Source organism: Micromonospora sp. ANENR4 (assembly GCF_015354395.1).
GTDB classification, from domain to species: Bacteria; Actinomycetota; Actinomycetes; order Mycobacteriales; family Micromonosporaceae; genus Micromonospora; species Micromonospora aurantiaca.
The window spans coordinates 155063-163962 of record NZ_JADKYQ010000004.1 but is presented as its reverse complement, the minus strand read 5'-3'; the positions used below and the strand labels follow the sequence as shown (position 1 = coordinate 163962).

Annotated in this window: 8 protein-coding genes and 1 riboswitch; of the genes, 5 read left to right on the top strand and 3 right to left on the bottom strand. The window is 74.4% G+C overall.

Annotated elements, in window-relative coordinates:
• Window positions 1-161 precede the first annotated feature (161 nt).
• On the bottom strand, window positions 162-926 hold the full coding sequence (locus IRY44_RS08885) for a thioesterase II family protein (protein ID WP_228531756.1): 765 nt from the start codon (window positions 924-926) through the stop codon (window positions 162-164).
• 81 nt (window positions 927-1007) lie between these two features.
• Between IRY44_RS08885 and IRY44_RS08880 the strand changes: the two genes are divergently transcribed.
• Both IRY44_RS08880 and IRY44_RS08875 read left to right on the top strand, forming a co-directional pair.
• Window positions 1008-3158 (top strand): hypothetical protein, encoded by a 2151-nt coding sequence (locus tag IRY44_RS08880; protein ID WP_194799957.1) that lies wholly within the window; start codon window positions 1008-1010, stop codon window positions 3156-3158.
• A gap of 118 nt (window positions 3159-3276) precedes the next feature.
• Window positions 3277-4914: an ABC-F family ATP-binding cassette domain-containing protein gene (locus IRY44_RS08875; RefSeq protein WP_194799956.1), complete on the top strand. Its 1638-nt coding sequence runs from the start codon at window positions 3277-3279 to the stop codon at window positions 4912-4914.
• A gap of 56 nt (window positions 4915-4970) precedes the next feature.
• Here the strand turns inward: IRY44_RS08875 and IRY44_RS08870 are convergent, their stop codons facing one another.
• Complete coding sequence (locus IRY44_RS08870; protein ID WP_370584899.1) at window positions 4971-5999, bottom strand: sensor histidine kinase; 1029 nt, start codon at window positions 5997-5999, stop codon at window positions 4971-4973.
• Window positions 5996-6694 carry a response regulator transcription factor gene (locus IRY44_RS08865; protein ID WP_269696702.1) on the bottom strand — a complete coding sequence of 233 codons (699 nt, stop codon included), beginning with the start codon at window positions 6692-6694 and terminating at the stop codon, window positions 5996-5998. The genes IRY44_RS08870 and IRY44_RS08865 overlap by 4 nt, the downstream gene beginning before the upstream one ends.
• A gap of 101 nt (window positions 6695-6795) precedes the next feature.
• Here IRY44_RS08865 and IRY44_RS08860 point away from each other — a divergent pair, with 101 nt between their 5' ends.
• The 3 genes from IRY44_RS08860 to IRY44_RS08850 all read left to right on the top strand — a co-directional run bounded on the left by IRY44_RS08860 (window position 6796) and on the right by IRY44_RS08850 (window position 8879).
• Window positions 6796-7371, top strand: a complete 576-nt coding sequence (locus IRY44_RS08860; protein WP_194799954.1) for a DM13 domain-containing protein — start codon at window positions 6796-6798, stop codon at window positions 7369-7371.
• Between the two features lie 30 nt (window positions 7372-7401).
• Window positions 7402-7609, top strand: a riboswitch (cobalamin riboswitch).
• 130 nt (window positions 7610-7739) lie between these two features.
• On the top strand, window positions 7740-8252 hold the full coding sequence (locus tag IRY44_RS08855) for an acyl-CoA thioesterase (protein ID WP_030268885.1): 513 nt from the start codon (window positions 7740-7742) through the stop codon (window positions 8250-8252).
• 3 nt (window positions 8253-8255) lie between these two features.
• A complete protein-coding gene (locus IRY44_RS08850) occupies window positions 8256-8879 on the top strand; it encodes a LysE family translocator (protein WP_194799953.1) in 624 nt (207 codons plus the stop codon).
• Window positions 8880-8900 lie beyond the last annotated feature (21 nt).

Below are 8900 nucleotides of genomic sequence, written 5' to 3'. Positions count from 1 at the left end.
GGACACCTCGGCGCACGCGACAGTATGCCGCCTCGTCAGCGACGTCCCTTCGGCGAACGGATGGCAGACTTTAACACCGCTTCTCGGCCGTTCACCAGGTCGAATACCGGACATTGCGGAAGGTCCGGTACGGGTACGAGTCCTTACCCGTTCTTTGTCGCCTATTCCGCCACAGGGGTGTGACTGGCGACGATGTGTCGCATTAGGTCGATGATTTCCGGCAGATGGTCGGTAAGGAAGAAATGCCCGCCGGGAAACACGTGCCACTGCGGCTCGGTGACGCATTCCCGCGCCCACCCCGCGGCCCGGCCCGGGTCCACGTGCTCGTCCCGGTCGCCGAGCAGCACGTGCACCGGCACCTCCAGCGGCGGCCCCTGGCGGTAGGCGTACCGCTCGGACAGCACGAAGTCCGCCCGTACCCCGGGCAGGATCAGCTCCATCAGGTCGCGATCGGCCAGCAGCGCGGCCGGCGTGGCCCCGAAGTCGTGCAGCGCGTCGATCAGACCGGCGTCGTCGAGGTCGTGCACGCGCCGCCGTACCAGCCGGGTCTGCGGCGCCTCCGCGCCGCCGACCAGCATCGCCAGCGGCGCGGGCGCGCCCCGGCGGCGCAGCTCCCGGGTCACCTCGAACGCCACCAGCGCCCCCAGGCTGTGGCCGAACAGCAGGTACGGCCCGGACGCCCGCTCGGCGACGGCTGTGGCCAGCGCGTCCACCAGCTCCGCGAGGTCGCCCACGGGTGGCTCGTGCAGCCGGGCGCCCCGGCCCGGCATCAGCGCGACCTGCACCGACAGCTCCGGCGCGGCCAGGTCCCGCCACTGCGCGAAGGAGGCGGCGACGCCACCGGCGTACGGGAAGACGAACACCTGGGCGTCACCGGCCGTGGATCCGGCCGGCCCGAACCAGCGGCTCGCAGTCACCTGGGACATGGCCAGGAGCATAGGGCCGGAACACTCCCGGCTCGGCGAACGGGCCTGTGTGGACAGCCGGCCGGCTGGCACACTACCGGGATGCGGCGGGGGGTCTGGTCGGTGCTGGCGATGCTCGTCGCGGCCGGGCTCGGCGCGTCGGTAGCCTGGCTGCCGAACGCCACCGACCGGCAGCTCACCCTGCTGCAGTCGGTCCTCGCCGTCCTGGCGGCGGGCGGGCCGATCCTGGGCTGGCTGTGGCGGCGCAACCACCGGGGTGCACGCCGCCCCGGCCCCGCGGCGCAGCGGGCGGCCGACGAGCTGGCCGCCGCCGTCCTCGCGCAGTGGAGCCGCGCGGCGACCGAACGCGGGCTGTGGGCGCCGGTTCCGATCCGGGTCCACTGGCGGTGGTCGGACCGGCCGGTCACCGGGCCGGTGGACGCCGCCGCGACCGAGGGCGACCTGGTCCGGTTCCCGCCCCTGCCGGCCGTCCCGCCGGTGCGGGCGGCCGACCTCGCCCACGGCGACCTGCACGACCTGTTCCGGGTGTACGCGGGCCTGGGCTCCGGCCGCCTCCTGCTGCTCGGCGGGCCCGGTGCGGGCAAGTCGGCAGCGGTCGTCCTGCTGCTGATCGACGCGCTGGAGCACCGGCAGCGCCTGCCGCAGCAGGAACGCGCACGGGTACCCGTGCCGGTGCTGCTGACCGTGTCCGGCTGGGATCCGCGCCGGCAACCGGTCGCCGACTGGCTGGCCGCCCGGCTGGCCGCCGATCACGATGTCCTCGGCGGGCTCGAACCGGCCCGCCGGCTCGTCACGGGCGGGCACGTGGCCCTCTTCCTGGACGGGCTGGACGAACTGCCGCCGGAGCTGCGACCGGTCGCCCTGCGCGCGCTCGACGTCCAGACCACGTTCCGGCTGGTGGTGACGACCCGCAGCCGCGAGCTGGTGGAGGCGGTGGCCGCCGCCCGGCACCTCTCCGGCGCCGCCGCCCTGGAGCTGGAGCCGCTGACCGGCGCGGACATCGCCGCGTACGTCACCAGGAGCCGGACCCAGCCGTTGCCGCCGGGGTGGCAACGGCTGGTGGACGAGGTGCGCGACCGGCCGGACGGTCCCGTCGCGCAGGCGCTGCGCAGCCCGCTGATGCTGAGCCTGTTCCGGGACACGGTGACCACCGACGACGATGCCGCGGAGCTGCTCGACCGCTACCACAGCCGGGAGGCGGTGGAGGACGCCCTGCTCGACCGGGTGCTCCCCGCGGCGTACGCCGTCCAGCCCGGCGTACCGGAGCCGCGCTACACGGCTGCGCAGGCGGCGCGCTGGCTCGGTCACCTCGCCCACCTGATGAACCGGGTGGGCAGCCGCGATCTGGTGTGGTGGCACCTGGCGTCGTTCACCTCCTGGGACCTGTACGCGGTCTCGACGGTGCTCGTCACCGGCCTCGGCGCCGGACTGAGCGCGGGGTTGCTCGCCGGCCCGGCGTTCGGCGTCCTGGCCGGGCTGGCGTTCGGGCTGGTGCTCACGTTCACCGCCAAGCTCTCCCGGGACGTGCTGATCGGCCGGCGTCCACTGCGGCTCCGCCGGATCAGGTGGAGCCGGGTGATCAGCCGTCAGCGGATGGAGAACGTGCTCGGCGCCGGGCTCACCGGTGCGTTGTTCCTGGGCTTCTTCGGGCTCCTCGTCGCCGCGTGCGCCGACGTCACAGGCATCGGGTCCGGCCGGGCCTTCCCGGTCTTCCTCGCCTTCACCGCGACCGGTTTCCTCGGTTGCCTCTCCCTGGGCGTGTACCTGGCGATGGCCGGGTCGGCGGACGAGGACGACCCGGTGTCGTCGCGGCTGTCCTGGCGGCGGGACCTGTGGTCCGCGGTGGGCGGCGGCCTCTGGCTCGGGTCCGTGCTCGGCGTCCTGGGTGGCCTGGTGGGGCGGCTCGCCGGATCGGCGGAAGGTGGCATCGCCTGTGGCATCGTCGGCGGCTTCCTGCTCGGCGTGACGTCCTCGCAGACCTGGCGCGCCCTGCTCGTCATGGTCGAGCTGCGCCGTACCGGGGTGGCGCCGCTGCGGCTGCTCCGATTCCTCGACGACGCGCACCGCCGGTCGGTGCTGCGCACGGTGGGGCCGGTCTACCAGTTCCGGCATGCCCGTCTCCAGGACCGCCTGGCGACCACCGCCGGTGCTACGGTGGACCGGAGTGATCCAGTGGCGATCAGGCAGGCAGGGAGACCAGACATGGCGGGTGACGACGACATCTCCGGGTGAGACCGGACATGTGACCGACCGCAGGCGAGCGCCGTGGTCGTTCCGTCGTACCCCGAGACCGTGTCCCCCGCCGGGCGGCTGAGGTCCGCCCGCCCTCATCGTCGAGGTCGTCTTCCCGATGTCCGATTCCTTCATCGTCTGCTCGAACCTGAGCTTCTCCTGGCCGGACGACACCCCGGTCTTCCAGAACCTCTCCTTCACCATCGGCGGCGGCCGGACCGGTCTGGTCGCGCCGAACGGCGCCGGCAAGAGCACGCTGCTCAAGCTGATCGCCGGCGAGTACCGCCCGGCCGCCGGGTCGGTGACCGTCGACGGCGTGCTGGGCTACCTCCCGCAGAGCCTGCCGCTGGCCGCCGACCTGACAGTGGCCGAGGTCCTGGAGATCGCCCCGCTGATCGCGGCGCTGCACGCCATCGAGGCCGGCGACGCCGACGAGAAGCACTTCACCACGATCGGCGCCGACTGGGACATCGAGGAGCGCACCCGCGCGCAACTCGACCGGCTCGGCCTCGGCGACCTCGCCTTCGACAGGCGCCTGGGCACGCTCAGCGGCGGGCAGGTGGTCTCCCTCGGGCTGGCGGCGCAACTGCTCAAGCAGCCCGACGTGCTGCTGCTCGACGAACCCACGAACAACCTCGACCTGGGCGCCCGGCACCGGCTCTACGACGTGCTGGAACAGTGGCACGGCTGCCTGCTGCTGGTCAGTCACGACCGGGCGCTGCTGGACCGGATGGACCGCATCGCCGAACTCGATCGCGGTGAGATGCGCTTCCACGGCGGCGACTTCACCTCGTACGAGGCGGCCGTACGGGCCGCGCAGGAGGTGGCGGAGAAGAACGTCCGCAGCGCCGAACAGGACCTCAAGCGGGAGAAGCGGGAGTTGCAGGAGGCCCGCGAGCGGGCGGCCCGGCGAGCCGGCAACGCCTCCCGGAACCTGAAGAACGCGGGTCTGGCGAGGATCGTCGCCGGCGGCCTGAAGCGGGACGCGCAGGTGGCAGCGGGCAAGGCGAACGAGATGCACTCCGGGCGGGTCGACGACGCCCGGGCGCGCCTCGACGAGGCCGAGCGGGCGCTGCGCAACGAGAAGACGATCACGGTGGAGCTGCCCGCCACCACCGTCCCGGCCGGACGCACGCTGCTGAGCGCCGAAGGGGTGCAGGTCCGGCACGGCGAGCGGTCGCTGTTCGCCGCCGACGGGGTCGACCTGACGATCCGTGGTCCGGAACGGATCGCCCTGCTCGGCGACAACGGCGCGGGCAAGTCGACGCTGCTGCGGCTGATCGACGGCGACCTGGAGCCGGAGAGCGGCCGGATCACCCGCGCGGACGGCCGGATCGCGTACCTGTCGCAGCGGCTGGACCTGCTGGATCTGGACCGTACCGTGGCGGAGAACCTGGCCGCGTTCGCGCCGCAGGCCCCGGACGCGCAGCGGATGAACCTGCTCGCCCGCTTCCTGTTCCGCGGCCCGCGCGCGCACCTTCCGGTCGGTGTGCTCTCCGGCGGGGAGCGGCTGCGCGCCACACTCGCGTGCGTGCTGGGCGCCGAACCGGCCCCGCAGCTCCTGCTGCTCGACGAGCCGACGAACAACCTCGACCTGGTCAGCGTCGGCCAGTTGGAGAGCGCGCTGCACGCCTACCGGGGCGCGTTGCTGGTGGTCAGCCACGACGAGCGGTTCCTCGCCGCGATCGACGTGGGCCGCTGGCTGCGCCTGGCGGACGGACGCCTGGTGGAGACCGGTCCCCCGGACGCCGCCTGACCGGCCCGCCGCACCCGCCGCCGGCGGCGACCGGCCCGCCCCGGTGAGCCGGGCGGTCAGACCGCCGGCAGGCGGACCACGAACCGGCACCCGCCGGTCACGTTGTGCGCGTGCACCCGCCCGCCGTGCGCCTCGACCAGTCCGCGCACGATCGCCAGACCCAGCCCGCCGCCGGCCGGCGCCGACTCGTCGGCGCCGGCCGGTGCGGGGGTACGGGCGCGGGTGCCCCGGAACGCCACGTCGAACACCCGGGGCAGGTCCGCCTCGGGAATGCCGCCGCAGGTGTCGGAGACGGCGAGCCACGCGTCGTCGTCGTCCCGCCCGGCGTCGATGCGCACAGTGCCGTCCGGTGGCGTGTACCGCACCGAGTTGACGAGCAGGTTCGTCACGACGCGGGCGAGTTCGGCCTCGGCGGCACGGACGGTCGGCCAGCCGGTCTCCGGGGCGAGCACCCGGACCCGCCGGTCGGCGGCCAGCGGCGCGGTGGCGGCGATCGCGTCGGAGACCACGTCGCCGAGCGGCACCGGGGACAGCGCGGGCCGCAGCGCTCCGGCGGTGATCCGGGACAGCTCGAACAGGTCGTCGACCAGGCGTGTCATCCGGTCCGTCTCGACCCGGATCCGGCGGTGGTACTCGGCCACCGCCGCCGGCTCCTCGACCACCCGGTCCTCCAGCGCCTCCGCCATCGCCCGCAGCCCGGCCAGCGGCGTACGCAGATCATGGGAGACCCATGCGACAAGCTCGCGGCGGCCGGCCTCCAGCTGCCGCTCCCGCTGCCGGGCCTGGTCGGCCCAGACCGCCGCCTGGGCGAGGCGGCGGGCGAACGCCACCCCGACGGCCAGGCTGAGCGCCGCGGACGCCGCGACAGTGACGAGGACGACCTGGAGGTCGTGCGCGGACAGGAACATGGCCTGGGCGACGGCGGTGACGCCCGCCGTCACCGAGGCGATGGTGACCGCGAGCAGCACCGCGATGTGCGCGAGGATCGACCGGTGGCGCACCAGCCGCAACGCGCCGACGCCGAGCGCGCCGACGGCAGCGCCGGCGAGCAGGGCGTAGAGCCCGATGACCATCAGTTCGTTCACCGGGACGCCTCCGACGGCTCGTACCGGTAACCGACGCCCCACACGGTGACGATGCGGCGCGGCTGCGCCGGGTGGTCCTCGATCTTCTCCCGCAGCCGCCGGACGTGAACGGTGACTGTGGACTGGTCGCCGAACCGCCAGCCCCACACGCGGTCCAGCAGCTCGGCCCGTGACCAGGCGCGTCCCGGGTTCGCCAGCAGGAACGCGAGCAGGTCGAACTCCCGTACGGTCAGCGACAGCTGCTGCCCGCCGCGCTCCGCGACGCGGCGGCCGGTGTCCGCGGTGAGGTCGCCGTCGCGCAGCGTCCCTGCCGGTCCCCGGTCCTGCGGGGCCGCGCGCCGGAGCACCGACCTGATGCGCAGCACCAGTTCGCGCGGCGAGAACGGCTTGGTCACGTAGTCGTCCGCGCCGACCTCCAGCCCGGCGACCCGGTCGGCCTCGTCCCCGAGCGCGGTGAGCATGACGACCGGCAGGCCGGGCAGCCGGCGCCGCAGCCGCCGGCACACCTCGATGCCGTCGAGACCCGGCATCATCAGGTCGAGGACCACCAGGTCGGGCGGCTCCTCCTCGGCCGCGGCGAGCGCGTCCGGCCCGTCGAAGGACAGCCGGACCCGGCAGCCGTCCTGCTCCAGATAGCGCCGGACGACGTCGCTCACCGTCCGGTCGTCGTCGACGACGAGCACGTAGCGCCCCATGCGCCAGACGCTACCCATCGGCGTCCCGGCGCGGCGGCCCGCGGTCGAGCCGTAAGCGGACGGAAAGATCTTTCCGCCGGGTCCGCGCCTACCGTCGGAGCATGGGCAGAAGACGTGTGGTGTTGTCGGTGCTCGCCGTCGCGGCCGTCACCGGCCTCGGGGTGAGCCTGTACCTGTTCCAGCCGTGGCGGCTGGTGACCGACCGCGAGGTACGCGAGGCGCTGCCCACTGTGGCGGAGCCGCAGCCGGCCGGCACGACCGGCTCACCGGCGGCCGGCCCGTCGCCGACCGGCGCACCGCCCGCCGACGTGGTGCTCGCCGCCGGTGACTTCGTCACCCACGAGCACGACACGTCCGGCCGGGCGCAGCTGGTCCGTCTCGCCGACGGCCGCCGTCAGCTGCTCCTGCGCGGACTGGACACCTCGGACGGGCCCGACCTGCGGGTGTGGCTCACCGACCGGAAGGTGCTGCCCGGCCGGGCCGGCTGGCAGGTGTTCGACGACGGCCGCTGGGTCGAGCTGGGCCGGCTCAAGGGCAACATCGGCGATCAGGCGTACGACATCCCGGCGTCGGTGGACCTGGACGGCCTGCGCAGCGTGTCGATCTGGTGCAAGCGGTTCGCGGTGTCGTTCGGCGCGGCGCCGCTTGCCGCTGTGACGGGATCGGCGCCGGCCTGACGCCTGTGCCGCCGGCCTCGGGCGCTGGGCTACGCTGCGGGAAGCGCTGGTTCACCCGGTCGGCGACGGCCGGGTGTCGTAAGAGGGAACCCGGTGGAAGTCCGGGACTGCCCCGCAGCGGTGAGTGGGAACGACAGCCGTCAACAGCACTGGGCCACGGCCTGGGAAGCGACGGCCGGTAGGCGACCTCGTGTCACGCCCGCGAGTCCGAAGACCTGCCCGCGCCGCGCGTACCACCGGTGCGCGCCGCCGTCGACCTCGCGGGTGGGTCGGGCGGGTGACACGTCGTACGCAGGGCCGTCGGCGTGTCCTCGACGTGCACACCCCGGCCGGTCGGCGGTCCGCTTCTGCGAGGACGGAACCGCACAGTGCCCGACACCATCACGCTCACCGGCCGACCACCGTCGGCCTCGCACCTGACCCTGTCGCAGATCATGGACCAGCACCACACCAACCTGATGGGCACGGTCCACGGCGGGCGCATCCTGAACCTGATCGACTCGGTCGCCGGTGTGGTCGCCGCCCGCCATTCCGACGGCCCGGCCGTCACCGCCGCCATCGACGAGACCGCGTTCCTGCGTGCGGTACGCGTCGGGGACGTGGTGCACGTGGACGCCCGGATCACCTGGGCCGGCCGCAGCTCGATGGAGGTGGCGGTGAAGGTCAGCGCGGACCGGTGGGACCGCGCGGTGCCGCCGGTGGACGTGGCGACCGCGCACCTGGTGATGGTGGCGGTCGACGACGACGGGCAGCCCCGGCCGGTGCCGCCGCTGCACGCCGAGACCGACGGTGACCGGCGGCGCTACCGGGAGGCGCAGATCCGGCGCGAGCACCGGCTGGCGCTGCGCCGGGCGCTGCTCGACGGCGCCGGGGAGGGCTGAGCGGTGCTCGGACTGTCGGCGGCCACGCTCGCCGGTTACCTGGCCGCGATCGTGGTGCTCATGCTCACCCCGGGGCCGGACATGATGTTCGTGCTCGCGAACGCCACCCGGTACGGCCCGCGGGCGGGCGCGGTGGCCGCGCTCGGGGTCGCCGCCGGGGAAGCGGTGCACGTCGCCGCCGTGGTGGCCGGGCTCGCCACGTTGATCGCCGCGTCCCCGGTGCTGTTCACCGCGATCCGGTGGGCCGGTGCGGCGTACCTCATCGTGCTGGGCCTGCGGGCGCTGCGCGGCACCGGCCGGCCCGGAGCCCCGGCGGACCGCCCGGACGGCGGCGCCGGGCGGGCGTTCCGGCGCGGGCTGCTGACGAACCTGCTCAACCCGAAGATGATCCTGTTCAGTGTGGCGTTCCTGCCGCAGTTCGTCCGGCCCGAGGCGGGCCCGGTGGCGGCGCAGCTGGTGCTGCTCGGGGCGCTGTTCGTCGCGGTGCAGCTCGCCGTGGACCTGGCGCTCGGCGTGGGCGCCGGCCGGTTCGCCGGGCGGTGGGGCGACAGCCGCTGGTCGCGGCGCGTCGACCGGCTCTGCGCTGTCGCCTTCGTCGCGCTCGGCGTCCGGCTGGCCGTCGGCTGACGTGCCGGGCGGCGCGGAGCC